Origin of the sequence: Amycolatopsis sp. MEPSY49 (genome assembly GCF_051337345.1) — a bacterium.
GTDB lineage: Bacteria > Actinomycetota > Actinomycetes > Mycobacteriales > Pseudonocardiaceae > Amycolatopsis.
The window spans coordinates 678,328-700,121 of the sequence record NZ_JBDLYJ010000003.1 but is presented as its reverse complement, the minus strand read 5'-3'; the positions used below and the strand labels follow the sequence as shown (position 1 = coordinate 700,121).

The following is a 21,794-nucleotide window of genomic DNA, read 5'->3' as shown; positions in this document are numbered from 1 at the left end:
TAGGGATGGGCCGGGTGCGCACGGGAAACCTCCCGCGCGCACCCGGCACCCGAGCGTCAGGCGCGAGGCTTCTCGCGCTGCTCGTAGGTCTCGATCACGTCGTCGACCTTGATGTCGCCGTACGAACCGAGGGTCAGACCGCACTCGTAGCCCTCGCGGACCTCGACCACGTCGTCCTTGAACCGCCGCAGCGAGCTGATCGGCAGGTTCTCCGCGACGACGGTGCCGTCGCGAAGCAGACGCGCCCGGGCGTTGCGCCGGATCTCGCCGGACATGACCAGGCAACCCGCGATCGTGCCGATCTTGGAGGACTTGAAGACCTCGCGGACCTCCGCGCGGCCCAGCTCGACCTCTTCGTACTCCGGCTTGAGCATGCCCTTGAGGGCCTGCTCGATCTCGTCGATCGCCTGGTAGATGACCGTGTAGTACCGGACGTCGACGCCCTCGCGGGTGGCCCGCTCGGTCGCCTTGCCCTGGGCGCGGACGTTGAACCCGAGGACGATCGCGTCGGACGCGGTCGCCAGGTCGATGTCCGACTCGGTCACGCCACCGACACCGCGGTGGACCACGTTCAGCTCGACCTCGTCGCCGACGTCCAGCTGGAGCAGCGAGGCTTCGAGGGCCTCGACGGTACCCGAGTTGTCACCCTTGATGATCAGGTTGAGGCTGTTCGTCTCCTTCAAGGCGGAGTCGAGGTCTTCGAGGCTGACCCGCTTGCGGCGCGACGCGTTGAGCGCGTTGCGCGTACGAGCGGCGCGGCGCTCGGCGATCTGCCGGGCGACGCGGTCCTCGTCGACCACCAGGAAGGTGTCGCCCGCACCCGGCACCGAGGTGAACCCGATGACCTGGACGGGACGCGACGGCAGCGCCTCGGTCACGTCGACGTTGTGCTCGTCGACCATCCGGCGGACGCGGCCGTAGGCGTCACCCGCCACGACCGAGTCACCGACGCGCAGCGTGCCGCGCTGGACCAGGACGGTGGCCACCGGGCCGCGGCCGCGGTCGAGGTGCGCCTCGATCGCGACACCCTGGGCCTCCATGTCCGGGTTGGCCCGGAGGTCCAGAGCGGCGTCCGCGGTCAGCAGGATCGCCTCGAGCAGGCCGTCGATGTTGATGTTCTGCCGCGCGGAGATCTCGACGAACATCGTGTCGCCGCCGTACTCCTCGGCGACCAGGCCGTACTCGGTCAGCTGCTGCCGGATCTTGTCCGGGTTCGCGCCTTCCTTGTCGATCTTGTTGATCGCGACCACGATCGGGGCCTTGGCGGCCTGCGCGTGGTTGATCGCCTCGACCGTCTGCGGCATCACACCGTCGTCGGCCGCCACCACGATCACCGCGATGTCGGTCGAGTTGGCACCACGGGCACGCATGGCGGTGAACGCCTCGTGACCCGGGGTGTCGATGAAGGTGATCAGCCGCGGGTTGCCCTCGAGCTCGGTCTCGATCTGGTACGCACCGATGTGCTGCGTGATGCCGCCGGCCTCGCTCTCGCGGACCTTCGTCTTCCGGATCGTGTCGAGCAGGCGGGTCTTACCGTGGTCGACGTGACCCATGATGGTCACGACCGGCGGCCTGACCTGCAGATCCTCTTCGCCACCCGCGTCGTCGCCGTAGGTGATGTCGAAGGTCTCCAGCAGCTCGCGGTCTTCTTCCTCGGGGCTGACGACCTGAACCGTGTAGTTCATTTCGCCGCCGAGCAGCTCGAGGATGTCGTCCGACACGGACTGCGTCGCGGTGACCATCTCGCCGAGGTGGAAGAGCACCTGCACCAGCGAAGCCGGGTTGGCGTCGATCTTCTCGGCGAAGTCGGTCAGCGAAGCACCCCGCGGCAGCCGGATCGTCTCGCCCTGCCCCTTGGGCAGGCGGACGCCGCCGACGCTGGGCGCCTGCATGTTGTCCATGTACTCCTGGCGCTTCTGCCGCTTCGACTTGCGGCCCTTGCGCGAGGGACCACCGGGACGCCCGAAGGCACCCGCGGTACCGCCACGGCCACCGGGGCCGCCACGACCGCCGCCGCCACCGCGGAAGCCGCCGCCACCGGCCGGGGCACCCGTGCCGCCGCCGGGACGGAAACCGCCGCCACCGCCGCCGCCACCGGGACCGCCGCGGAAGCCACCGCCGCCGCCACCGGGACCGCCGCGGAAACCGCCGCCGCCGCCACCGGGACGACCGCCGCCGCCACCAGGGCCGCCACGGGCGCCGCCACCGGGGCCACCGCGGGCGCCGCCACCGGGACCGGCGGGACGCTGCGTGCGGCCCGGCATCATGCCGGGGTTCGGCCGCGGGGGCATGTTGCCCGGGCTCGGCCGGTTGCCGCCGGCGCCGCCACCGGGCCGCGGGGCCGGGCGCTCACCGGCGCCCTGACCGCCACCGGGACGCGGCGGGCGGTTGTCGCCGCCCTGACCGCCACCGGGGCGCGGGGCCTGCGGGCGCGGCGGGGCGCCGGAACCGACGCCGAACGGGTTGTTGCCGACCCGCGGGGTGCGCGGACCGGGCTTGGGACCGCCGGGCTTGGGGCCCTGCGGCTTCGGCGGGACGACCGAGCCGGTGCCCTGCGCGGGCGCGGCCGGGGTGTCCTGCTTGGGAGCGGCCGGCGCCTCCGCTTTCGCGGCCGGGACCTGCTCCTGGGGTGCGGGCGCGGCGGGCTGCTGACGCGGGCCGGGCCGGGGGCCGGGACGCTGCCCCGGGGTGGCCGGCTTCGACGCCGCGGGCGCCTGCTGCTGGGGTGCGGCCGGAGCCGGGGCGGGTGCCGCCTGGGCCGCCGGAGCCTGCTGGGCAGGCGCGGGGGGCTTCGGGGCGGCGGGCCCGGGCTTGGCGGCCGGCGGGCCGGGGCGCGCCGACGGGCCGGGGGTGGGCTTCTTCGCGCCCTTGGGCGCATACGCGTCGCGGAGACGGCGGGCGACGGGCGCCTCGACCGTGGACGACGCGGACTTGACGAACTCGCCCTGTTCCTTCAACTTCGCGAGAACGTCCTTGCTGGTGATGCCGAGCTCCTTCGCGAGCTCGTGTACGCGGGCCTTGCCTGGCACAACTCTCCTCATCTAGGGGAGGCCAGGCGGAAAACCCGCTGACCTCGTCCTTATTGTCTGACGCTCATGGCTTCAGCTTCACGGCTGACTCATGACGGGTCGACCTGCTTCCTTGATTCCTCGCGACCCCGGGGACGTCCCGGGTTCGTGGTGCGGGGTGGTGCGCCCGACGTGCTCGCGGACCTCGCGGGCGTCGAGCGCCCCGGGAGCCCGCAAGGCTCTCGGGAAGGCTCGCCGCCGTTCGGCCTTGGCCAGGCAGTCCGGGTCGGGGTGCAGCCAAGCCCCCCGGCCCGGCAGCCGCCGACGCTCGTCGACGACCACCCGCCCGGCCACCGCGACCACGCGCAGCAGCTCACCGATCAATGCCCGCCGCTTGCAGCCGACACAAGTCCGCACCGGGGAATTCCGGTGGGGCTGGTGCTCGGCTACCCGCCGCGGGCTTCGAACCACTCCTGAGTCTAGCGCTTCGACCTTCACTCAGCCGAACCGGTTGTCGCGGCGGGCCGCGGTGGACGGGCGTGGTCTTGATCACCCTCGTCGTCCGCCGGTGCGGCGTCGCTGCGGATGTCGATCCGCCAGCCGGTCAGGCGGGCGGCGAGGCGGGCGTTCTGGCCCTCCTTGCCGATCGCCAGCGACAGCTGGAAGTCCGGCACCACGACGCGGGCCGTCTTCGCCCGCTCGTCCACGACTCGTACCGAAACAACCTTCGCCGGCGACAGGGCATTCCCCACGAACCGGGCCGGGTCCTCGGAGTAGTCGATGATGTCGATCTTCTCGCCGGCCAGCTCGCTCATCACGTTGCGCACGCGCGCGCCGACCGGGCCGATGCAGGCGCCCTTGGCGTTGACGCCCGGCACGGTGGACTTGACCGCGATCTTCGTGCGGTGCCCCGGCTCGCGCGCGACGGCGGCGATCTCGACGGTCCCGTCGGCGATCTCCGGGACCTCCAGGGCGAACAGCTTGCGCACCAGGTTGGGGTGCGAGCGCGAGAGCGTGATCTGCGGGCCGCGGTTGCCGCGCGAGACGGTGACCACGTACGCCTTGATCCGGCTGCCGTGCTCGTAGGACTCCCCCGCCACCTGTTCGGCGGACGGGAGCACGCCCTCGGTGTCACCCACCTGGACCACGACCATGCCGCGGGCGTTGGCGCGGGCGTCGCGCTGGATCACCCCGGCGACGATCTCGCCCTCCTTGGTGGAGAACTCGCCGAAGGTCTTTTCGTGCTCGGCGTCGCGCAGCCGCTGCAGGATGACCTGGCGCGCGGTGGTGGCGGCGATCCGGCCGAAGCCCTCGGGGGTGTCGTCCCACTCCTCGTCGACCTGGCCGTCGTGGGTCAGCGTGTGCGCGAGCACGCGCACCAGGCCCGTCTTGCGGTCGATGTCGATGCGGGCGTGTGGCTGGTGGCCCTCGGTGTGCTTGTACGCGGTGAGCAAGGCCGTCTCGATGGCCTCGATCACCGTTTCGAAGGGGATGTCCTTGTCCCGTTCGATCGCCCGCAGCGCGGCGATGTCGACGTTCACTTCGACCCCTTCTCCGTCTCGGCCGCGATCATGCCGGACGCGTCGTCTTCGAGCAGTTTCAGGTCCTCGGCGGGCGGCTGCTTGAACTCGATCTCCACGACCGCCTTCGCCACGTCGGCGTAGCGGACGTCGCGGACCTTGCCGCCTTCGAGGACGCGGGCGGCGTGTTCGCCCGCGTGGCCGACCCGCCCGATGAAGGCCGTGCCCTCGACCGGGGTGATCTTCACCAGGCGGAACCGCGCGCGCCGCCAGTGCCGCGGCTGGGTGAGCGGGCGGTCGAGGCCCGGCGAGGTGACCTCCAGCGTGTAGGCGCTCGCGAGCACGTGCTCGTTTTCGTCGAGCGCCGCCGAGACCTTGCGGCTGACCTCGGCGACCTCGTCCAGCCCGACACCGTCGTCGGCGTCGACGACGACCTTGACCAGCTGCCGCCGGCCGGCCTGCTGCACCTCGAACGAGTCGAGGTCGAAACCCGCGGCGGTGACGGCTTCGGCCACTATCGGCTGAAGCCGGCTGGCGAGTTCTCCTGGCACGTGGGGCTCTCCTCGGTTGCGCGGGTCGGTGGTGGACCAGCTTATCCGGTCCCCCGTTCCCTCCGCGCGAGCGGCGGGGCCGCCCCGGGGCCTGGCAGGATGGGCCGACGTGACCGGAAGACCGACCGACCTGACCCGTCGTGCCGCCCTCCGCGCGGGGGCGCTGGCCGCGCTGGCCGTCCCGCTGGCCGCGTGCGGGCCCGGCTACGACGCGAGCCCCGACCCCCTGCAGCCGCTGCTGGCCGCCGCCGAGGCGGACGCCGCCGCCGCGCGGGCGCTGGCCAAGGGCGAGGACGCCGACGCCGCCGGCCAGCTCGCCGACGCGCGCGCGGCGCACGCGGCCGCGCTGAAGTCCGAAGTGGACCGGCTGAACCGGCCGAAGCCGTCGACGTCCGCGACGCCGCCGGCCCCGGCCGCGCTGAGCGACCTGAAGGAGCGGCTGGCGACCGCGCGCAAGCAGGCCGAGGACCTCGTCGGCGGGCTGCCGCGCTACCGCGCCGGCCTGGTCGCGGCGGTGGCGGCGGGCTGCGCGGCGCTCCAGCGCACGGCCCCGGCCCTGGGCCCCGGCGAGGACGCGCCGGCGCCCGTGGCGGCCGCCGGCGCGGCGCCCGCGGAGGCGGTGGACCCGCTGCAGACCGCGCTCGCCGCCGAGCACGCCGCCGTCTGGGTGTACGGCCTGGTCAGCGCGTTCCTGCCGGGCGACTTCGGCGACGCCGAGAAGGCCGGCGCGGCGGAGCACGCGGTGCGTCGCGACCTGCTGCAGACGATGCTGTCGGCGGCCGGGGCGACCCCGGTCGCGCCCGAAGCGGCGTACGTCCCGAAGAAGCCGGTGACGGACGCGAAGTCGGCGTCGCTGGTGGTCGCGACGGCCGAGGCCGACTGCGCGAACGCGTGGCTGGCGGTCATCAACCACACCGACGACGCGGGTTTGCGCACGACGGCGCTGCACGCGCTGGTCGCGGCCTCGCGCCGCGGCACCCCGTGGCGGTCCGAAGCGGGCGAGAAGCCCACGGCGATCGCCATGCCCGGCCAGGCCGGCTGACCCGCACGGACGTAGTGAATGACTCATTCATGTCGCCTGGTGACATGAATGAGTCATTCACGACACGCAGCTCGGGGCGCTCGGGTCAGCCCTTGAGGTCGGCCGACAAGCGGAGGGCGTCGTCGGCGATCTTCTCGATCAGTTCCTTGTCCGTGTGCTTGTCGTAGAAGTCGGCCAGCACGATCGTCGTGTTCGTGCCCTCGACCTTGGACGAGTACGCCGAGTTCTTGCCACTCAGGCTCGGGACGCCGGAGCCGGCGAACGTCTTGTCCCGGACCAGGTCGGTCACGTTGCCGGTGCCGTCCTTCTCGGTGAGGGTCTTGAGCGCCTTCGCCTTCGTCGAGTCCGGCATGCCCACCACGACCACCGACACCAGCGCCTTCGCGCCGCCCGTCTCCGTCGTGTACAGCGCGCGGGCCAGCGACTGGCACGGCGTGTCCTCGAAGAACTTCTGGGTCTGGCCGTAGGACTTGGCCGAGCAGTCGTTGACGCGGTCCGGGCCGGCGACCTTGGTGAACTGGTACTGCCCGGTGTTCTGGGCCGGTGGCTGCGCGACGGGCTCGTCCGGCGTCGAGTCGTGCCGGATCAGGTACCACAGCAGCCCGGCGACGACGGCGATCGCGACCAGCCCGGCGCCGCGCAGCGCCAGGGCCCTGGTGTCCCTCGGCGGCGGGCCCGGGGCGGGCGGCCGCGGCTGCGGGGGCACCGCGCCCAGCGGGGCCGTGTCGGACGGGCCTGGGGTGAAATGCGCACCAACCACGGGGCCATACGGTAGTTCACCGTCTCCGGGGCGTTCACTCCAATGCGCGTAAGACGCGTTCGACGTCGTCAGCGGTGTTGTAGAGGTGGAAGCCGACGCGCACCCGGCCGCCGCGGACGCTCGAGACGATGCCCGCCGCCGCGACCCGCTCCGGATCGGCGTCGAGCGACACGATCGCGGTGCCGCGCGGCGGGAGGCCGAGCTTCTCGAGCAGCAGGTCGGCGAGGCCGGTGTTGTGCGCCGCGACCTGCGTGAGGTCCAGCCCGCCGAAGTACTCCAGCGCGGCGGCCGCGCCGACCTGGGCGAGCCAGACGGGCGAGAGGTCGAACGCGCGGGCGTCGCCGGCCAGGCGCAGCGGGAGGCCGTAGACCGTGGTCCACGGGTCCTCCCCCGCGTACCAGTTCGCCGCGACCGCCCGGGTGCGCTCCTGCGCGTCCGGCCGCACGTACAGCCACGCGCAGCCGCGCGGGGACAGCAGCCACTTGTAGCCCGCCGCGACCACCCAGTCCGCCCAGGCGACGTCCAGGGGCAGCCAGCCGGCGGCCTGGGTCGCGTCGAGCAGCACCGCCGCCCCGGCGGCCTCGGCGGCGGCCCGCAGCGCCGGCAGATCGACGAGCCGGCCGTCGGCGGACTGGACGACGCTCACCGCGACGACGTCGTGGCCCTCGACCCGCTCCGGCAGTGCCTCGAGCGGCACCTCGGTCACCGTCACACCGGGGTTGGCCGCGAAGGGGAACGTCACGCTGGTGAAGTCCCCTTCGGCGGCGAGCACGCGGGTGCCGGCGGGCAGCGCGGCGGCGGCGTCGGCGACCAGCTGCGAGGCCGACGCGCCGATCGCGACCCGCCCGGGATCGACGCCGAGCAGGCGCGCGAACCCGGCCCGCGACCGGTCGACGTACTGGTCGAACTCCCCCGGCCGCGTCGCGCCGGTGCGCCACCGTTCGACGGACTCGGCGACCGCCCCCGCCACCGGGGCCGGCGGGATGCCGACGCTGGGCGTGTTCAGGTAGCCGGGCGGAACGGCGAAGTCGGTCATGGTCTTCAGGCTGGCAGACCAGGGCAACCCGATTACGGCAGCAACGCGACGACGTCGGCGTAGCCCGGCGGGCTCAGCGGCAGGTCGCGGCCGTCGCGGATCGCCTGCGCCGTCTCGGCCGCGGCCCGCAGGGCCATGCGGTACGGGAGCGAGCCGAGGCTGACCCGGGCGACGCCCAGCTCCGCCAGGCCGGCGAAGGTGACCTTGCCGGGGAGGAACAGCAGGTTGAGCGGGAGGCCGATCCCGACGATCCGTTCGACGTCCGCGGGGGCCGCCAGGCCGGGGACGAAGAGGCCGTCCGCGCCGGCGTCGGCGTAGGCCTTGGCTCGGTTCTCGGCTTCTTCGACGGAGTGGTCGCCGGCCCAGTGGGTGTCGGTGCGGGCGTTGAGGAAGAGGTCGGGCACGCGGTCCTTGACGGCCTTGATCAGGGAGACGTGGTGGTCGGCCGGGCCGAGCCCGTCCTCGAGGTTGACGCCGACGGCACCGGCGTCGCCGAGTTCCGCGGCCAGGTCGGCGACGGCGGCGGGGTCGGCGCTGAAGCCGTCGGCGATGTCGACGCTGACGAGGACGTCCAGCCTCGTCAGGCGCTTCGTGAGGCCCACGGTCGCGTCCCGCGTCGAGGGGGCGCCGTCGGGTTCGCCGGTGGCCGCGGAGACGCCGAGGCTGGTGGTTCCGAGGGCGCGAAAGCCCTGCGCGGCGAGGAAAGCGCCGACGCCGAACTCCCACGCGTTCGGCAGCAGGAGCGGGGAACCGGGGATGTGGAGGGCGCGGAATTCGTCCATGGCCCCGAACCTAGGAGCGGGACGCTTCGGCGGACGCCGAACTCAGATCTCACAATCAGATCACCCTGGCCCCTTTCCCGCGACGCAACCGGGACCCTGTCGTGGTGTTGATGGACATAGCGACCAATGTCATCGCCAATCTCCTCTTCTGGGCCGGCCTCGGGCTCGCCGCGGCTTGGGCGGTCCGCATCGCGCAACGCCGGTTCCGCGGGTTCTTCGGGTTGCGCACCGTCCCGCAGCTCGCCGTCTGCCTGTCCAACCTGTGGACGTCGGAGAACAGCACCCGCCCCAGGGGCTACACGGTTTCCCTGCACGAGCTGCGAGCCTCCGAAGCGGTCACCCGCCTGTTCGGGTCCGCGTCCCTGCGTCTCCCAGACCTGGTCCGCGGACTGGTCGACGCCGTCTACCTTGGCCGCTACCACTACGACGTGCACAACACCGTAAGTCCGTCGTCGACGGACGACCCGCGCCAGTTCGCCGACCTGAGCAGCAACTTGATCGTTGTCGGCGCAGCAGCACGCAACCGCGTCCGCGAGATGTACCTGGAGGAGAACCTGGTAAGCCTCCGCTTGTCCATCGAGGGGCCGGCAGACCGGGAGCTTTCAGAACCGACGACGAGCTACGCCGAGGTGCTCACCGGTTCGGACGTCGGGCGGCGGATCGAGCTGGAGTTCCTCGAACCGGCCATCGTCGAAAAGGTGCACGACACCGTCCGCGGCACGACGGTGATCTTCTGTCTGGGGCGGAAGGGCGACACCACCTGGGCCGCGGCCGAGTATCTGACCCGGAATTGGGCTGCGCTGCGGCGGGAGTTCCACGACGGACCGTTCGCCTTGTGCCTGGGGTTTCGGGACGTCGGGTACGGCTACGACTACCACCCGCCCCGACGGCTGCTGACACTGCGCCGATGAGCGAACTCAAGCCGACGCGGGGGTGTGCTCCGCGTCGTAGGCGTCGCGGGCTTCCTGCACAGCCGTCATGTGGCGACGAGCCCAGCGATCCAGCATGTCCAGCGGCTCGGACAAATTGCGTCCCAGCGCCGTCAGCTCGTACTCGACCTTCGGCGGGATCACCGCGTATGCCGTGCGCGTCAGGATCCCGTCGCGGACCAGGCTGCGCAGCGTCTGCGTCAGGACCTTCTGGGAAATCCCGTCCACCCGGTGGGCGATCTCGGTGAAGCGCAGCGGGCCGTCCCGCAGGGCGCCGACGATCAGCACCGTCCACTGGTCGCCGATGCGGTCGAGCAGCTGGCGGGTCGGGCAGTTGCGGTCGTACGGGTCCGGCCCCACGGTGCACCTCACTTTCCCGGGGAGAGTAACACGCCGTTCAGGCAGTGGCCATCACGGTCGTGAACAGGAGCCTCAGGTGGCGGCGGCCGCGCTCCCAGCGGGCCTCCAGCTCCTCCTGGTCCCGCGTCGCCCAGCTCGCGATCAGGATGCCGCGCACCACGTCCATCGCCGTGTATACCGCGTGCAGGAACTCGTGGTGCTCCGCTTGCTCCGGCAGCAGCGCCGTGCCGAACTCGACCAGGCCCGCCGCCGCGATCGGCTCGACCGCCGCCAGCTGGCCGCGCAGGTCCGGGTCGGTCCGGGCGGCGACCCACAGCTCGATCGTCGCCGAGAACACCGGCCCCTGGTGCATCTCCCACATCAGCTGCAACGCGTCGCCGACCGGGTCGCTCGACCCGCGGAGCCGGTCGAGCTCGGCCATCGCGACCTCGGTGCGCTTGCGCGCGAGGTGCCGGACCGCCGACGTCACCAGGTCGGCCTTCGTCGGGAAGTGGTGCACCTGCGCGCCGCGCGTGACGCCGGCGCGGTCGGCAACCCGGGTCGTCGTGGTGCCCGCGTAGCCGTACTCGACGAGGCAGTCGATCGTCGCGTCGAGCAGCCGGACGCGCATCGCCGCGCTGCGTTCCTCCTGGGTGCGGCCGGTCGATCCCCGTCGTGGCGCGGACATGCGCCTACTTTATGGGGCCACCGGCGCGGCCTCGGCCAGCCCCGCCACGACCCGCCCGATGAAGCGGGCGAGGAACCGGCGGTAGAACCAGCCGGTGCCGGGCACCTTCGCCGTGAACGACGAGTGCCAGTGGATCTCCGTGCCGCCGTCCACGGGGGTGAGGTCGACGTAGGCGACGTAGTCCCGCAGCGGCAGGCCGTGGTCGAGCGCGTAGCCGAACCGGCGGCCGGGCTCGAGGGCGACGATCTCCTCGTACGAGCGGATGCCGCCGGTCCGGAACAGCCGGATCGCGCCGAGCCCCTCCGGCTCGTCCTTGCCCTCGCGGACCAGCTCGAACGACCCCAGCGGCGACCAGCGCGGCCAGCTCGCGCCGTCCCGCAGCAGCGCGTACACGGCGTCGGCGTCCGCGGAAGTCACCCCGCGCACCGAGATTCTCTGTACCATTTGGTACGTGTACCATTTGGTACATGATCGACGCAAGCCCGCGCGCGAAGCTCCTCGACGCGGCGATCGACCGCATCGCCCACCACGGCGGCGCCGGGCAGAGCCTCCGGGCGCTGGCCGCGGACCTCGGCACCAGCCACCGCATGCTGATCTACCACTTCGGGTCGAAGGAAGGCCTGCTCACGGCGGTGGCCCGGGAGGTCGAAGCCCGCCAGCGCGCAGCACTCGCCGACCTCGACCCGGCGGACTTCTGGCGCCGGCTCACCGACGATGACCTGCGCGCCAACGAGAAGCTGTTCTTCCAGCTCTACGGCCAGGCCCTCGGCGGCACGCCGGGAACGGCCGAGTTCCTCGAAGGCGTCATCGACGACTGGCTGGGCCCGGTCGAGGCCCTGCTGGCCGAGCGCGGCGTCCCCGAAGCCGATCGGCCCGCCCACGCCAGGCTCGGCCTCGCCGTGACGCGCGGCCTGCTGCTCGACCTCGTCACGACCGGCGACCGCGACGCCGTGAACGCGGCGATGGCGCAGTTCCTGGCGATGTACGAACGGAACCCGTGATACTGGCGCGATGCGTCTGCTACTGGGGTTTCTGGCCGCACTGATCACGACGAGCGGGCTGACGCCCGTGGCAGCGGCCGCCGGCGGAACGGTCCGCGAAACGGCCTGGGTCGAGACCGGCACCGACCACGACCGCGACGGGAAGCCCGACCGCGTCGCCGCGGACGTCGTCCGGCCGGCGACCGGTGGGCGGGTCCCGGTGATCCTGGACGTCAGCCCGTACTACGCGTGCTGCGGCCGGGGCAACGAGTCGCAGAAGAAGACCTACGCGCCGGACGGCACCCCGGAGCAGTTCCCGCTGTTCTACGACAACTACTTCGTGCCGCGCGGCTACGCGGTGGTGCTGGCCGACGTCGGCGGGACGAACCGCTCGTCGGGGTGCTTCGACGACGTCGGCAGCGGCAACGCCGTCGTGGATTGGCTCAACGGGCGGGCGAAGGCGTTCGACGCCCCCGAAGGCGGCCGGCCGGTGCGGGCGGACTGGGCCACCGGGGACGTCGGCGCGATCGGCAAGTCCCAGGACGGCGCCACCGCGATCGGCATGGCCGCCTCCGGCATCGCCGGGCTGAAGACCGTGGTGCCGATCGAAGGCGTCGCCGACAACTACAGCCAGCTCATCGCGAACGGCGCGCCCTTGGCCACGCCGGAGCACACCGGGTCGGCCTTCACCTACAACGAGCGCGCGAGCGAGCTGTGCGAGCCGTTCGAAGCGGAACTGAAGGCGCGCATGGGCACGAACGGCGACTACAACGCCTATTGGCGGAGCGTGAACTACGTGCCGCGGCCGGGGCGGGCGAGCGTGCTCGTCGCGCAGGGCTTCGGGGACGGCGCCGTCGCACCGAACCAGTTCGCCGCGTACTGGGACGCGCTCGGCCGGGCGGGTGTCCCGCGCAAGGCGTGGCTGAGCCAGGCCGGGCACGTCGACCCGTTCGACCTGCAGCGCGCACGGTGGATCGAGACGCTCGGCCGCTGGTTCGACCGCTGGCTGAAGGGCGTCCGCAACGGCGTCGAGGACGAGCTCGCAGTGCACCTCGAAACCGCCCCCGGCCGCTGGACGGACGTCCGCGTCTGGCCGCCCGCGACGGCACCGGTGACCGTGCGCGGGTCGGCCGACGGCACGCTCGGGCTCCGCGGCTCGGGCACGGCCACGGTCGCCGACGACCCCGCCGTGGGCCGTGAGGACTGGGCGGCCGGGGTGTCGGCCGCGCGGTTCACCGGCGCTCCCCTGCCCTCGGCGGTGCGGATCGCCGGGTCGCCGTCGGTGACGGTCACGGCGTCGTCCGACAAGACCGCCGCGCGGCTCGGCGTCGCGCTCGTCGACTACGGGCCGGCCGAGGTGCGCAACACCGCGAACTACGGCAGCGGGATCAAGAACCTCACGACGACATCCTGCTGGGGCGTGAGCAGGCCCGGCGATTCCGCGTGCTTCCTCGACACCGCCGCGGACGTCGTGCACGTCGACCACCGAATCGTCGCGTACGGCTCGGCGGACCTCGGGCACCACGCGACGCTGCGGCACGGCGAGCCGCTCGTGCCGGGCCGGATGTACTCGATGACGTTCACCCTCACCGCGCTCGACCACGTCGTGCCGGCCGGGCACCGGCTCGGCCTGCTGCTCGGCGGCACCGACGGGCTGCTGTTCGACCCGGACCTGCCGGTGCTGGGTGACACGCTGACGTTCGACCTCGCCCGGACATCGCTCACCCTCGGCCTTACAAAGCCCGAACACTAGGCGGACGCCCTCCGAACACCGCCCCGCGAAAGTTCTCCCCGCAAGCACCTCACCCAAGGGAGACACGATGCGAGGAACCACCTGGACGCGGCTGGCGCTGGCGGGCTGCGGGAGCGCGGCCTGCCTGCTGGTGGCGGCGCCGCTGGCCTCGGCCCAGACGACGTCGCCGGCGCCGGTCGCGCCGATCACGCTCAGCCCCGAGGAGTCGCAGCAGGTCTGCTCGGACTGGGTGCCGAAGCTGCAGAAGAAGGCCGACAACCTGAAGACGCGGATCAACGGCGGCGCCGAGCTCACCGGCTCGGTCGCCAACCTCAAGGCCCGGGCCGCCGACCAGCGCGCCAAGGGCCACACCCAGCGCGCCGACCAGCTCGACCAGCGGGCCACCAAGCGCCAGGGCCGGATCGGGGAGATCGACGCGGCCAAGCAGAAGCTCGACGCCTTCGCGGCCGCGCACTGCAAGCCGGCCAAGTGAGGGGCGCGAGGGTCGCGGCGGCGGTCGGGGCCGCCGCGCTCATCGCGCTCGGCTGCTCGGGCTGCCGCGACAACCTGGCCGGCTCGCCGTCCGACAACGCGCCCGCGTCGTCCGAGCTGAGCGGCATCGAGTCGACGCTCAACGGCATCGAATCCGACATGAACAGCGATGGCTCCCCCTGACCGGCTAGCGTCTCCCCGTTGGTGACGACGGCGACGGGAGCGGGCATGGGGTCACCGGGACGCGGCCTCGTCCTCGTGGTCGAGGACGAGGCCGCGATCGCCGAACTGGCGGCGCTGTACCTCAAGCGCGACGGCTTCGGCGTGCACGTCGAAGCCGATGGCGGCCGCGCGCTGGACGCCGTCCGGCGGCTCAAGCCGGTGGCGATCGTGCTCGACATCGGACTGTCCGGAATGGACGGGATCGAGATCTGCAAGGCGCTGCGCGCGGCCGGCGACTGGACGCCGGTGCTGTTCGTCACCGCCCGCGACGACGAGCTGGACCGCCTGCTGGGCCTGGAGATCGGCGCCGACGACTACCTGACCAAGCCGTTCAGCCCGCGCGAGCTGGCGGCCCGCGTCCGAACGGTGCTGCGTCGCGCCTCCGGGGCGACGCCGGCGGCGGAGACGTTCGCCGTGGGCGGCGCGCGCGTCGACGTCACCAGCCGCCGCGCCTGGGCCGGCGACACCGAGATTTCCCTGACGTCGACCGAGTTCGACCTCCTCACGCACCTGCTCCGGCACCCCGGGCAGGTGCTTTCGCGCGACCAGCTGCTGAGCGCCGTCTGGGGGTACGCCGCGGCGGCGGGCACGCGCACGGTCGACGTCCACGTGGCGCAGCTGCGGGCGAAACTGGGCGAGTCGAGTCCGATTCGGACGGTGCGGGGCATCGGCTACGCCGCGGACCCGGCGTGAGGGGCACGCTCGCCGGGCGGATCACGCTCGTGTGCCTGGCGGTGGCGGGCGTGGCGGTGATCGTGGCCGGGCTCGTCGCGGCCCGGCTGATCCGGACGACGGCGGACAACGTGCTGCAGTCGTCGCTGTCGGCGCAGGCCGACGTGGTCGCGACGCAGCTCGACGAGACCGGCATCGGCAACCGGCTGGGCGTCGGCAAGGTGGCCGACGTCGTGCGGGGGCAGGGCATCTCGGTGGTGGTCCGGCGCGCGGGCGGCGGGCAGGCCCTCGGCGAGGCGGTCGCGGTACAGGCCGCGGGCAAGCTCGGCCTCGGCGCGGACCACTCCGGGCGCGTCACGGTCGGCGGCTCGCAATACCTCGTCGAGACGCGGGTGGTCGGCACGCGCGGGGCGGCGTTCGCGCTGGTCCTGCCGGCGCGCAACGCCGAAGCGACGCAACGGGCGTTGGTGCGCAACATCGCGCTGGCGCTGGGAATCGGTCTGCTGGTAGCCGCGCTGGCGGGGTTCGTGTCGGGCCGGTTGCTGGGCCGTCCGCTGCGCCGCGCGGCCGCGGCAGCGGGGGCGTTGCGGGCGGGCCGGCGGGACGTGCGGGTGCCGGTCCAGGGGCCGCGCGAGGTGGCGGAGGTCGCGGGATCGTTGAACTCGCTGGCCGACGCGCTGGCGGTGAGCGAGGCCCGGCAGCGGGACTTCCTGCTGTCGGTGTCGCACGAGCTGCGGACGCCGTTGACCGCGGTGACGGGCTTCGCCGAGGCGATCGCGGACGGCGTCGCATCGGGTGACGACGCGGTCCGGGCCGGTCAGACGATCCAGCGCGAGGCGGTGCGGCTGGAGCGGCTCGTGACGGACCTGCTGGAACTGGCGCGGCTCGGCGCGGACGAGTTCCGGCTCGACGTGACGTCGCTGGATCTCGGTGCGCTGGTCCGAGACTGCGCGGAGGTGTGGCAGCTGCGCTGCGCGCGGGAGGACGTGGAGCTGCGGGTCTCGGCGCCTTCTTCTCCGGTCCTGGTGGTGGCGGACGCCCGGCGGCTGCGTCAGGTGGTCGACGGGCTGGCGGAGAACGCGCTGCGGGTGACGCCTTCGGGTGCGCCGATGGTGTTTTCGCTCTCGGTGTCCGCTTCGGAAGCGTCGTTGTCGGTCCGCGACGGCGGGCCGGGGCTGGCGCCGGAGGACTACCCGGTGGCGTTCGAGCGGGGAGTGCTGAACGCGCGCTACCGCGACCGGCGGCCGGTGGGGTCCGGGATCGGGCTGGCGCTGGTGCACGGGCTGGTGACGCGGATGGGCGGGACGCTGACGGCGGGCCCGGCGCCGGAGGGCGGGGCGGCGTTCACGATGACGTTCCCCCTGGCGCCAGCTGGGCCGCGCGGTCGGTGACGTCCATGAGTGCCCAGTGCTCGATCACCCGGCCGTCGCGGACGCGGATCATGTCCATGCTGGTCACGGCGTAGCTGCGGCCGGTAGAGATCTCCGTTCCCGTGCTCGTGTAGCGGTTCACCGAGAACTCGCCGGCGGCGACGTTCTGCTCGACCCGCACGCCGATGTCGCGGAAGCCGGCGAAGATCCCGCCGTCCAGCATCGCTTCCCACTTCGCCCGCCAGGCGTCGATGCCGTGGTGGTCGCCCCCGGCGCCGCCGCGGTGGTCGACGACGTCGGAGTCGATGTAGCGCAGGCCTTCCACGACGCTCTCGGCCGTGAACGGCGTCAGCGCGACCAGCCGGCGGTGCACTTCGGCGGCGTCCATGCTCGCTCCTTAAGTGGGGAGTTCCCCGGATAGTGTGCGGCTACGCTAACCGGGGAAGTCCCCGTTTGGCAAGGAGCGCGATGCCCGCACGAGCCCGCCGGTCCGACGCCCGCGACAACCACGCGCTCCTCCTCGCCGCGGCGAAGGAGGTGTTCGCCGAGGACGGCCCGGACGCGCCGCTCGACCGCGTCGCCCGGCGCGCGGGCATCGGCAACGCGACGATGTACCGGCACTTCCCCAGCCGTCGCGAGCTGGTCATCGCCGTGTACGCGAGCGACGTCGCTTCGCTGACGGGCACTGCGCGGCTCGACGCGGCCGACCCGGGCGCGGAGCTGTTCGCGTGGCTGGCGGCGTTCGTCGAGCACGTCCGGGACAAGCGTGACCTCGCGCTGTCGCTGACCACTCCGGCCGGCGATCACGAAACGCTGTTCGCCCAATGGCACGCGTCGGTGAACGAGACGGCCGCGGCCCTGGTCGACCGCGCGAAGGCGGCCGGAGCCATCGCCGCCGACACCGAGGCCCTCGACCTCCTCCTGCTCGCCACCGGCATCGCGCTCTCCGGCGGCGCGGACCGCACCGGCCGCCTCCTGGACCTGGTCCGCCGCGGCGTGTCGGCTGTGGACGGGCCGTAGGGTCGGGGCATGGAGATGCTGCACCTGCGCTACTTCGTCGCGGTCGCCGAGGAACTGAACTTCTCCGCGGCCGCGCGGAAGCTGCACATGGCCGCCTCTCCCCTCTCGCAGCGGATCAAGGACCTCGAACACGAGCTCGGCCAGCAGCTGTTCGACCGCAGCACCCACCACGTCACCCTCACCGCCGCCGGGAACGCGCTGCTGCCGCTCGCGCGGGACGTCCTCGAACGGGTCGGTGCCATTCCCTGGAAGCTGCGGGAAGCCACCCGGCCGCGGCGCAGCACCGTCTTTCTCGGCATGCCCGCCGGGGTGCACCCCGAGCTGCGGGACCGCGTCAACGCCCTCGCCGGGCGCGTTCACGAAACGTACGAGCTGAAACGGTGGCCCGGCACCACCGCCGATCTCGTCCAGGGCGTGCACGAGGGCAAGCTCGCCCTCACCCTGGCCCGGCTGCCCGTCACCGATCCGGCGCTGGAGCAGGTGCCCGTCATGTCGGAACGGCTCGGCGCGGTCGTCCCGGCCGACCTCTTCGCCGGACGGGACTCGGTCAGCCTCGCCGAGCTGACCGAGTTCCCGTACGTGGCCTCACCCGGGGAAATCACGCCCGCGTATTTCGACCAGCTCGACCACCAATTGGCCGAACTGGGCGTCAAGAAACGCATCCGGTTGACCAACACCGGCTACGGCGGGACGTCGGAAATCATTTCCAGCGGCGAAGCCTTTTCCATTTCGATGCTCGACGAGAAGAGCCCGATGCACGGCTACCGGCTCGACAACGTCATCGTCCTGCCCTTCACGGATTTCCGCCCCCAGCTGGACACCGGCCTGCTCTGGCGCCGCGACCGCGCCGACGGGGACCTGCGCGAACTCGTCGAAGCCGCGAAAGAGATCTTCGTTGAGCCGCTGACCACCTAGAATGGCATGACCGCTGCGGTCACACCATTGTTCGTATCATGATCATTCCCTTTCGTGCGGCCCGCGCCTACGTTCGTAAGTAGAGCGAAACAGCAAGGCGCGAAAGGACGGAACGATGAACAGCACCGGCCCGCTGGACGGCGTGCGCGTGATCGACCTCTCGACCGTGGTGATGGGCCCGTACGCGGCCCAGATCCTGGGCGACCTGGGCGCCGACGTGATCAAGATCGAATCCCCCGCGGACACCGTCCGCGTCGGCCAGTACCGCACTACGCCGGGCATGACCGCGCTCAACCTGAACGTGAACCGCAACAAGCGCAGCGTGGCCCTCGACCTCAAGGACGAGACCGAGCGCGAGCAGGCGCTGAAGCTGATCGACACCGCCGACGTGCTGATCACCAACATGCGCCCCGGCGCGCTGAGCCGGCTCGGCCTGAACTACGCCGACGTCGCCGAGCGCAACCCGCGGCTGGTCTACGCCCACGCGCAGGGCTTCCGCGGCGACTCGCCTCAGGCCGGCAACGCCGCCTACGACGAGACCGTGCAGGCTTCCTCCGGCCTGGTCGACGTGGCCAACCGCGCGCTCGGCGAGCCGGTCTACCTGCCGACGATCATCGGCGACAAGGTGTCGTCGCTGACCATCGCCTACAGCGTGCTCGCCGCGCTGGTCCACCGCGACAAGACCGGGCAGGGCCAGCAGATCGAGATCCCGATGACCGACACGTTGCTCGCGTTCAACCTGGTCGAACACCTCGCGGGCCACACCTACGAGCCGGCCGAAGGTCCCACCGGGTTCGCGCTGTCGATGACGAAGGGCCACGCCGCGGTCCGCACCAAGGACGGCCTCGCCTGCGTCATCCCCTACAACCCGAAGAACTTCCGCGACTTCTTCGCCGCCGCCGAGCGCCCGGACCTCGCCGAGGACCCGCGCGTCAACGGCGAGGCCATCGACCGCGCCGACAACGAGTGGCTGACCGAGCAGATCACCGCCTGCGCGCCGGCGCTGACCACCGAGGAGTGGGCGGAGGTCTGCGCGAAGCACAGCATCCCGATGGCGCCGGTGCTGGAGCTGGACAAGGCCCACGAGAACCCGTACGTCCGCGACGGCCACCTGCTCGACACCGTCGAGCACCCGAGCGAGGGCACCATCCGCACGGTCGGCATCCCGGTGAAGTTCTCCGCGACGCCCGGCTCGATCCGCCGCCTGGCCCCGCTGGCCGGCCAGGACACCGCCGAAGTCCTCGCCGAGCTGGCCTGAACCACCCGCACTTTCACGTGAAAGTGAGGTGGAGGGGCCGCCTCCGGAACACTTTCACGGGGAAAGTGGCGTAAAGGAAGTGTGAAGTCATGAGTGACGTTCGTACTGAACGGATCGGCGGCACCCTGCTGATCACCATCGACCGGCCCCAGGCCCGCAACGCGGTCAACGCCGCCGTCGCAGCTGGGCTGGCCGCCGCGCTGGACGAGCTGGAAGGCGATCCTGCGCTGCGGGCGGGCGTTCTCACCGGCGCCGACGGCACCTTCAGCGCCGGGATGGACCTCAAGGCCGCGCTCAAAGGCGAGTCCCCGGAGATCCCGGGACGCGGGTTCGGCGGCCTGACCGAGGCCGAGCTGGCCAAGCCGCTGATCGCCGCCGTCGAGGGGTTCGCCATGGGCGGCGGGTTCGAACTCGCCCTCGGTTGCGACCTGATCGTCGCCGCCGAAGACGCGAAGTTCGGGCTCCCCGAAGTCAAGCGCGGGCTGATCGCCGCCGGTGGTGGCGTGCTCCGGCTGCCCAAGCGGATTCCGCACCACCTGGCGATGGAGTTCCTGCTCACCGGCGAGCCGGTCACCGGCCGCCGCGCCGGCGAGCTGGGCCTGGTCAACCGCGTGACACCGACCGGCGACGCCGCCGCGGTCGCGCTGCAGCTGGCCGAAAAGCTGGCGGAGAACGCGCCGCTGGCGCTCGCCGCCGTCAAGAAGATCGTGCGTGCCGCGGATCCCCAAGCCGTGCAGCGCGAAGAAATCAAGAACCTGATGCAGTCCGCCGACGTCCGCGAGGGCATGACCGCCTTCGCCGAGCGCCGCGCTCCGAAGTGGACAGGCGAATGAAGATCGAAGAAGTCCGGCAGCACGTGACCACTCCCCTGACGGCCCCGGCGTTCGCGCCGGTCGTCCCGAGGTTCACGAACCGCGAGTACCTGAACGTCGTCTACCGCACCGACGCCGACGCTCTGCGCGCCGTCGTGCCGGAGCCGCTGCGGGTCGAAGAACCGTTGGTGCGCTTCGAAGTCATGAAGATGGGCGACGTCTCCGGCTACGGCCCGTACACCGAGTCCGGCCAGGCGATCGAGGTCAGCTTCGACGGCGAACGCGGCGAGTACCTGCACGCGATGTACCTCGACAACTTCCCGGCGACCGCGTCCGGGCGCGAGGTGAGCGCGTACCCGAAGACCGTCGGCAGCCCGAACCTCTATGTCGACAACGGTGTCCTCGTGGGCACTTTGGACTACGGGACGCTCCGGGTCGCGACCGCGACGATGGGCTACAAGCACCACGAGCTGGACGTCCGCGAGGCCGAACGCCAGATCACCGTCCCGACGTTCATGCTCAAGACGATCCCCGGCTACGACGGTGCCCCGCGCGTCCAGGAGCTGGTCCGCACCGAGATCACCGACGTCGTGGTCAAGGAGGCCTACACCGGCCCCGCGCGGCTGCAGCTGTTCCAGCACGTCCTGGCCCCGCTGGCCGACCTGCCGGTGCTGGAGGTCGTCTCCGCGAGCCACATCCGCACCGACCTGACGCTCGCCCCGGTCAAGCCGGTCTTCGACTACCTGAAGGGAGCCCAGTCATGAAGAACGCCGCTGTGATCGGCGCGGGCACCATCGGCCTGTCCTGGACGGCGCTGTTCGCCCACCACGGCCTGACCGTCCGGGTCACCGATCCCCGCCCCGACCTCGCCGAGGCCGTCTCACAGGCACTGGCACAGTTCGCCCCGCACCTCGGCACCACCGCGGAGGACCTGGCGAGCCGGGTCCACCTCGCCGAAGACGTCACTGAATCAGTGAAAGATGCGGACGTCGTGCAGGAGAACGGGCCGGAGAACGTCGAGTTCAAGAAGGAGCTGTTCGCGAAGCTGGTCGCCGAGGCGCCGGCGCACGCGCTGCTGCTGAGCTCGTCGAGCGCCATCCCGTCCACGGCGTTCACCGCGGAGATCGACGGGACGCGTGTCCTCATCGGACACCCGTTCAACCCGCCGCACCTGATCCCGCTGGTCGAGGTCGTTCCCGGCGAGCAGACGAGCCAGGAGAGCGTCGACAGGGCCGTCGAGTTCTACACCCTCCTCGGCCGGACGCCGGTCGTGGAGCGCAAGGAGATCCCCGGGTTCGTCGGCAACCGGCTGCAGAACGCGCTCAACCGCGAAGCGATCTACCTCGTCGAGCAAGGAGTGGTGTCCCCGGCCGAGCTGGACCTCATCTTGACCAGGTCGCTCGGGATCCGCTGGGCGACCGTCGGGCCGTTCCTCGGCTCGCACCTCGGTGGCGGCCCTGGCGGCTACCGCCACATGGCCGAGCACATCGGCAAGTCCATGAAGAAGATGTGGGCCGGGCTGGGCAACCCCAGCCAGAGCCCCGAAGAGCAGGAACGGCTCATCGAAGCCGTCGAACAGGCTTACGGCTCCTCCACGTACTCGGACCTGGCCGAGACGCGCGACCGCAAGCAGCTCGCCGTTTTGCACGCAGTGGAGGAGAACTGA

Annotated in this window: 25 protein-coding genes; 14 read left to right on the top strand and 11 right to left on the bottom strand. The window is 72.0% G+C overall.

The genetic code is table 11. The features are described from left to right. Nucleotides 1-56: 56 nt before the first annotated feature. The 4 genes from infB to rimP form a co-directional block, all read right to left on the bottom strand. Nucleotides 57-3,029, bottom strand: coding sequence for a translation initiation factor IF-2 (infB, locus tag ABFJ78_RS17585; protein ID WP_436387796.1), 2,973 nt, complete (start codon nucleotides 3,027-3,029; stop codon nucleotides 57-59). Between the two features lie 78 nt (nucleotides 3,030-3,107). Further along, a complete protein-coding gene (locus tag ABFJ78_RS17580) occupies nucleotides 3,108-3,425 on the bottom strand; it encodes a YlxR family protein (RefSeq protein ID WP_364271753.1) in 318 nt (105 codons plus the stop codon). Between the two features lie 77 nt (nucleotides 3,426-3,502). Beyond that, entirely contained in the window at nucleotides 3,503-4,549 is a 1,047-nt protein-coding gene (gene nusA / locus ABFJ78_RS17575) for a transcription termination factor NusA (RefSeq protein WP_361094747.1), read from the bottom strand. Then, nucleotides 4,546-5,079 carry a ribosome maturation factor RimP gene (gene rimP / locus ABFJ78_RS17570; protein ID WP_436387408.1) on the bottom strand — a complete coding sequence of 178 codons (534 nt, stop codon included), beginning with the start codon at nucleotides 5,077-5,079 and terminating at the stop codon, nucleotides 4,546-4,548. Before rimP ends, nusA begins: the two co-directional genes overlap by 4 nt. A gap of 109 nt (nucleotides 5,080-5,188) precedes the next feature. Here rimP and ABFJ78_RS17565 point away from each other — a divergent pair, with 109 nt between their 5' ends. Continuing rightward, on the top strand, nucleotides 5,189-6,121 hold the full coding sequence (locus tag ABFJ78_RS17565) for a ferritin-like domain-containing protein (RefSeq protein ID WP_436387407.1): 933 nt from the start codon (nucleotides 5,189-5,191) through the stop codon (nucleotides 6,119-6,121). A gap of 85 nt (nucleotides 6,122-6,206) precedes the next feature. On the opposite strand, the gene ABFJ78_RS17560 is transcribed toward ABFJ78_RS17565, so the two are convergent. The 3 genes from ABFJ78_RS17560 to ABFJ78_RS17550 all read right to left on the bottom strand — a co-directional run bounded on the left by ABFJ78_RS17560 (nucleotide 6,207) and on the right by ABFJ78_RS17550 (nucleotide 8,699). Continuing rightward, nucleotides 6,207-6,827: a hypothetical protein gene (locus tag ABFJ78_RS17560; RefSeq protein WP_436387795.1), complete on the bottom strand. Its 621-nt coding sequence runs from the start codon at nucleotides 6,825-6,827 to the stop codon at nucleotides 6,207-6,209. An 88-nt stretch (nucleotides 6,828-6,915) separates the two neighbouring features. Beyond that, the gene (locus tag ABFJ78_RS17555) at nucleotides 6,916-7,917 is read right to left on the bottom strand and encodes an aminotransferase class V-fold PLP-dependent enzyme (RefSeq protein ID WP_436387406.1); all 1,002 of its coding nucleotides are present in this window, start codon (nucleotides 7,915-7,917) and stop codon (nucleotides 6,916-6,918) included. 32 nt (nucleotides 7,918-7,949) lie between these two features. Further along, entirely contained in the window at nucleotides 7,950-8,699 is a 750-nt protein-coding gene (locus ABFJ78_RS17550; RefSeq protein ID WP_436387405.1) for an isocitrate lyase/PEP mutase family protein, read from the bottom strand. Nucleotides 8,700-8,809: 110 nt separating this feature from the next. Here ABFJ78_RS17550 and ABFJ78_RS17545 point away from each other — a divergent pair, with 110 nt between their 5' ends. Continuing rightward, entirely contained in the window at nucleotides 8,810-9,610 is an 801-nt protein-coding gene (locus ABFJ78_RS17545; RefSeq protein ID WP_436387404.1) for a hypothetical protein, read from the top strand. 6 nt (nucleotides 9,611-9,616) lie between these two features. Here ABFJ78_RS17545 and ABFJ78_RS17540 read toward each other — a convergent pair whose 3' ends face one another. The 3 genes from ABFJ78_RS17540 to ABFJ78_RS17530 form a co-directional block, all read right to left on the bottom strand. Next, entirely contained in the window at nucleotides 9,617-9,988 is a 372-nt protein-coding gene (locus tag ABFJ78_RS17540) for a winged helix-turn-helix transcriptional regulator (protein ID WP_436387403.1), read from the bottom strand. A gap of 37 nt (nucleotides 9,989-10,025) precedes the next feature. Continuing rightward, on the bottom strand, nucleotides 10,026-10,598 hold the full coding sequence (locus ABFJ78_RS17535; protein WP_436387794.1) for a TetR/AcrR family transcriptional regulator: 573 nt from the start codon (nucleotides 10,596-10,598) through the stop codon (nucleotides 10,026-10,028). 66 nt (nucleotides 10,599-10,664) lie between these two features. Beyond that, complete coding sequence (locus tag ABFJ78_RS17530; protein ID WP_436387402.1) at nucleotides 10,665-11,099, bottom strand: SRPBCC family protein; 435 nt, start codon at nucleotides 11,097-11,099, stop codon at nucleotides 10,665-10,667. A gap of 23 nt (nucleotides 11,100-11,122) precedes the next feature. Between ABFJ78_RS17530 and ABFJ78_RS17525 the strand changes: the two genes are divergently transcribed. The 6 genes from ABFJ78_RS17525 to ABFJ78_RS17500 all read left to right on the top strand — a co-directional run bounded on the left by ABFJ78_RS17525 (nucleotide 11,123) and on the right by ABFJ78_RS17500 (nucleotide 16,144). Beyond that, complete coding sequence (locus ABFJ78_RS17525) at nucleotides 11,123-11,656, top strand: TetR/AcrR family transcriptional regulator (RefSeq protein WP_436387401.1); 534 nt, start codon at nucleotides 11,123-11,125, stop codon at nucleotides 11,654-11,656. Between the two features lie 10 nt (nucleotides 11,657-11,666). Then, a complete protein-coding gene (locus ABFJ78_RS17520) occupies nucleotides 11,667-13,388 on the top strand; it encodes a CocE/NonD family hydrolase (RefSeq protein ID WP_436387400.1) in 1,722 nt (573 codons plus the stop codon). Between the two features lie 67 nt (nucleotides 13,389-13,455). Continuing rightward, nucleotides 13,456-13,860: a hypothetical protein gene (locus ABFJ78_RS17515; protein ID WP_436387399.1), complete on the top strand. Its 405-nt coding sequence runs from the start codon at nucleotides 13,456-13,458 to the stop codon at nucleotides 13,858-13,860. Then, nucleotides 13,857-14,042: a hypothetical protein gene (locus tag ABFJ78_RS17510; protein ID WP_436387398.1), complete on the top strand. Its 186-nt coding sequence runs from the start codon at nucleotides 13,857-13,859 to the stop codon at nucleotides 14,040-14,042. The genes ABFJ78_RS17515 and ABFJ78_RS17510 overlap by 4 nt, the downstream gene beginning before the upstream one ends. 45 nt (nucleotides 14,043-14,087) lie before the next feature. After that, a complete protein-coding gene (locus ABFJ78_RS17505; protein WP_436387397.1) occupies nucleotides 14,088-14,774 on the top strand; it encodes a winged helix-turn-helix domain-containing protein in 687 nt (228 codons plus the stop codon). Beyond that, nucleotides 14,771-16,144, top strand: coding sequence for a sensor histidine kinase (locus ABFJ78_RS17500; RefSeq protein ID WP_436387396.1), 1,374 nt, complete (start codon nucleotides 14,771-14,773; stop codon nucleotides 16,142-16,144). The genes ABFJ78_RS17505 and ABFJ78_RS17500 overlap by 4 nt, the downstream gene beginning before the upstream one ends. Here ABFJ78_RS17500 and ABFJ78_RS17495 read toward each other — a convergent pair. Next, nucleotides 16,098-16,511, bottom strand: a complete 414-nt coding sequence (locus ABFJ78_RS17495; RefSeq protein ID WP_436387395.1) for an ester cyclase — start codon at nucleotides 16,509-16,511, stop codon at nucleotides 16,098-16,100. The two genes, ABFJ78_RS17500 and ABFJ78_RS17495, sit on opposite strands and share 47 nt — an antisense overlap. Nucleotides 16,512-16,591: 80 nt before the next feature. Here ABFJ78_RS17495 and ABFJ78_RS17490 point away from each other — a divergent pair, with 80 nt between their 5' ends. From ABFJ78_RS17490 to ABFJ78_RS17465, 6 genes are all read left to right on the top strand, one after another. After that, nucleotides 16,592-17,143, top strand: coding sequence for a TetR/AcrR family transcriptional regulator (locus tag ABFJ78_RS17490; RefSeq protein ID WP_436387394.1), 552 nt, complete (start codon nucleotides 16,592-16,594; stop codon nucleotides 17,141-17,143). A gap of 9 nt (nucleotides 17,144-17,152) precedes the next feature. After that, complete coding sequence (locus tag ABFJ78_RS17485) at nucleotides 17,153-18,058, top strand: LysR family transcriptional regulator (protein WP_436387393.1); 906 nt, start codon at nucleotides 17,153-17,155, stop codon at nucleotides 18,056-18,058. A 115-nt stretch (nucleotides 18,059-18,173) separates the two neighbouring features. Continuing rightward, on the top strand, nucleotides 18,174-19,316 hold the full coding sequence (locus ABFJ78_RS17480; RefSeq protein WP_436387392.1) for a CaiB/BaiF CoA transferase family protein: 1,143 nt from the start codon (nucleotides 18,174-18,176) through the stop codon (nucleotides 19,314-19,316). A gap of 89 nt (nucleotides 19,317-19,405) precedes the next feature. Continuing rightward, nucleotides 19,406-20,149 carry a crotonase/enoyl-CoA hydratase family protein gene (locus tag ABFJ78_RS17475; protein ID WP_436387391.1) on the top strand — a complete coding sequence of 248 codons (744 nt, stop codon included), beginning with the start codon at nucleotides 19,406-19,408 and terminating at the stop codon, nucleotides 20,147-20,149. Then, nucleotides 20,146-20,892, top strand: a complete 747-nt coding sequence (locus ABFJ78_RS17470) for an acetoacetate decarboxylase (protein ID WP_436387390.1) — start codon at nucleotides 20,146-20,148, stop codon at nucleotides 20,890-20,892. The genes ABFJ78_RS17475 and ABFJ78_RS17470 overlap by 4 nt, the downstream gene beginning before the upstream one ends. After that, a complete protein-coding gene (locus ABFJ78_RS17465) occupies nucleotides 20,889-21,794 on the top strand; it encodes a 3-hydroxyacyl-CoA dehydrogenase NAD-binding domain-containing protein (protein WP_436387389.1) in 906 nt (301 codons plus the stop codon). The genes ABFJ78_RS17470 and ABFJ78_RS17465 overlap by 4 nt, the downstream gene beginning before the upstream one ends.

Excerpts from the sequence above, each read along its gene's own strand:
- ABFJ78_RS17530 (WP_436387402.1), bottom strand. The coding sequence starts at position 11,099 with ATGGTACAGAGAATCTCGGTGCGCGGGGTGACTTCCGCGGACGCCGAC.
- ABFJ78_RS17475 (WP_436387391.1), top strand. The coding sequence starts at position 19,406 with ATGAGTGACGTTCGTACTGAACGGATCGGCGGCACCCTGCTGATCACC.
- ABFJ78_RS17545 (WP_436387404.1), top strand. The coding sequence starts at position 8,810 with ATGGACATAGCGACCAATGTCATCGCCAATCTCCTCTTCTGGGCCGGC.
- ABFJ78_RS17550 (WP_436387405.1), bottom strand. The coding sequence starts at position 8,699 with ATGGACGAATTCCGCGCCCTCCACATCCCCGGTTCCCCGCTCCTGCTG.
- ABFJ78_RS17525 (WP_436387401.1), top strand. The coding sequence starts at position 11,123 with ATGATCGACGCAAGCCCGCGCGCGAAGCTCCTCGACGCGGCGATCGAC.
- ABFJ78_RS17555 (WP_436387406.1), bottom strand. The coding sequence starts at position 7,917 with ATGACCGACTTCGCCGTTCCGCCCGGCTACCTGAACACGCCCAGCGTC.
- ABFJ78_RS17535 (WP_436387794.1), bottom strand. The coding sequence starts at position 10,598 with ATGCGCGTCCGGCTGCTCGACGCGACGATCGACTGCCTCGTCGAGTAC.
- ABFJ78_RS17520 (WP_436387400.1), top strand. The coding sequence starts at position 11,667 with ATGCGTCTGCTACTGGGGTTTCTGGCCGCACTGATCACGACGAGCGGG.
- ABFJ78_RS17490 (WP_436387394.1), top strand. The coding sequence starts at position 16,592 with ATGCCCGCACGAGCCCGCCGGTCCGACGCCCGCGACAACCACGCGCTC.
- ABFJ78_RS17495 (WP_436387395.1), bottom strand. The coding sequence starts at position 16,511 with ATGGACGCCGCCGAAGTGCACCGCCGGCTGGTCGCGCTGACGCCGTTC.
- ABFJ78_RS17505 (WP_436387397.1), top strand. The coding sequence starts at position 14,088 with ATGGGGTCACCGGGACGCGGCCTCGTCCTCGTGGTCGAGGACGAGGCC.
- ABFJ78_RS17465 (WP_436387389.1), top strand. The coding sequence starts at position 20,889 with ATGAAGAACGCCGCTGTGATCGGCGCGGGCACCATCGGCCTGTCCTGG.
- ABFJ78_RS17470 (WP_436387390.1), top strand. The coding sequence starts at position 20,146 with ATGAAGATCGAAGAAGTCCGGCAGCACGTGACCACTCCCCTGACGGCC.
- ABFJ78_RS17480 (WP_436387392.1), top strand. The coding sequence starts at position 18,174 with ATGAACAGCACCGGCCCGCTGGACGGCGTGCGCGTGATCGACCTCTCG.
- ABFJ78_RS17485 (WP_436387393.1), top strand. The coding sequence starts at position 17,153 with ATGGAGATGCTGCACCTGCGCTACTTCGTCGCGGTCGCCGAGGAACTG.
- ABFJ78_RS17515 (WP_436387399.1), top strand. The coding sequence starts at position 13,456 with ATGCGAGGAACCACCTGGACGCGGCTGGCGCTGGCGGGCTGCGGGAGC.